Origin of the sequence: Enterobacter asburiae, from assembly GCF_008080435.1 — a bacterium.
In the GTDB taxonomy this organism is placed as follows: domain Bacteria; phylum Pseudomonadota; class Gammaproteobacteria; order Enterobacterales; family Enterobacteriaceae; genus Enterobacter; species Enterobacter asburiae_C.
The window spans coordinates 1-1,333 of sequence record NZ_VRKN01000055.1 but is presented as its reverse complement, the minus strand read 5'-3'; the positions used below and the strand labels follow the sequence as shown (position 1 = coordinate 1,333).

Here is a 1,333-nt window from a genome sequence, read left to right as displayed (position 1 = left end):
TGATGTAGCCCCCTGAAACACCAGACAGTAGCTGTATCTCCAGATAAGAGATAGGCTTGAATATATGTCTAACACTAACGCCAATTTTGAAATGACCGGGATCCTTTTAGGGCAAGAAGTCCGTAAACGTAAAACTCCTCAGGAGAAGATCGCCATTATCCAGCAGACGATGGAGCCAGGCATGAATGTCTCCCATGTCGCCCGCCTGCATGGTATCCAGCCCAGCCTGCTGTTCAAGTGGAAGAAGCAATATCAGGAAGGCAGCCTCACAGCCGTTGCGGCCGGAGAGGAAGTCGTTCCTGCTTCTGAGCTTACTGCTGCTCTGAAGCAGGTCCGTGAGCTCCAGCGCCTGCTGGGCAAGAAGACGATGGAAGTTGAGATCCTGAAAGAAGCCGTGGAGTACGGCCAGTCGCGAAAATGGATAGCGCACGCGCCCTTGTTGCCAAAGGACGGGGAATAGCACAGGTCAGCCGCGCCATGAGCGTGTCGCGTGCGCAGTTGTCACTGCGGGTTAAGCGTTCTGCCGACTGGCAGGACAGGCGCTGTCACCGGCGTAATGACGAAGCAGACGCTGAAATACTGTCGGACATCCTCGATATCATCAGCGACATGCCCAGCTACGGCTATCGACGAGTGTGGGGCATCCTGCGTAAGCGACGTCGCGCAGAAGGGCTGTCGCCGGTAAATGCCAAACGGCTTTACAGGATAATGAGCGAACATAACCTGTTGTTACTGCATGACAAACCGGAGCGGCCGAAGCGTGAGCATAAGGGTAAAATCGCGGTAGCGGAAAGTGATATACGCTGGTGCTCAGACGGCTTCGAGTTCGGCGACAACGGTGAAAAACTGCGGGTCACGTTCGCGCTGGACTGCTGTGACAGAGAGGCCATAGACTGGGCGGCAAGCACGGGAGGCTATGACAGTTCGACGGTGCAGGATGTGATGCTGAGGTCGGTAGAAAAGCGCTTCGGCGACAGGTTGCCCGACAGACCGGTGCAGTGGCTGACGGATAACGGTTCAGCGTATACCGCGCATGAAACGCGGAGGTTCGCCAGAGAGCTGAACCTGGAGCCCTGCACAACAGCGGTGAGCAGCCCACAGAGTAATGGCATGGCCGAACGGTTCGTGAAAACGATGAAGGAAGACTATATCGCGTTCATGCCAAAACCGGATGTGAGAACAGCACTGCGAAACCTTGCCGCAGCGTTCGCGCATTACAATGAAAACCACCCGCACAGCGCGCTGGGATATCACTCCCCGAGAGAATACCGGCGGCAGCGGGCATCGTTAACTTAAGATACAAAAGCTGTCTGGAGATGGCGGGTCAAGATCA

Annotated in this window: 1 protein-coding gene; it reads left to right on the top strand. The window is 55.5% G+C overall.

Features of this window, described 5'->3' with window-relative positions:
• Positions 1 to 91: 91 nt before the first annotated feature.
• Positions 92 to 1,296, top strand: a protein-coding gene (locus tag FU672_RS24775; RefSeq protein ID WP_148245226.1) for an IS3 family transposase whose coding sequence is annotated in 2 segments (ribosomal slippage) — positions 92 to 413 and positions 413 to 1,296 — 1,206 coding nt in all. Because the reading frame shifts where the segments join, the coding sequence is not laid out codon by codon here.
• Positions 1,297 to 1,333: the final 37 nt, after the last annotated feature.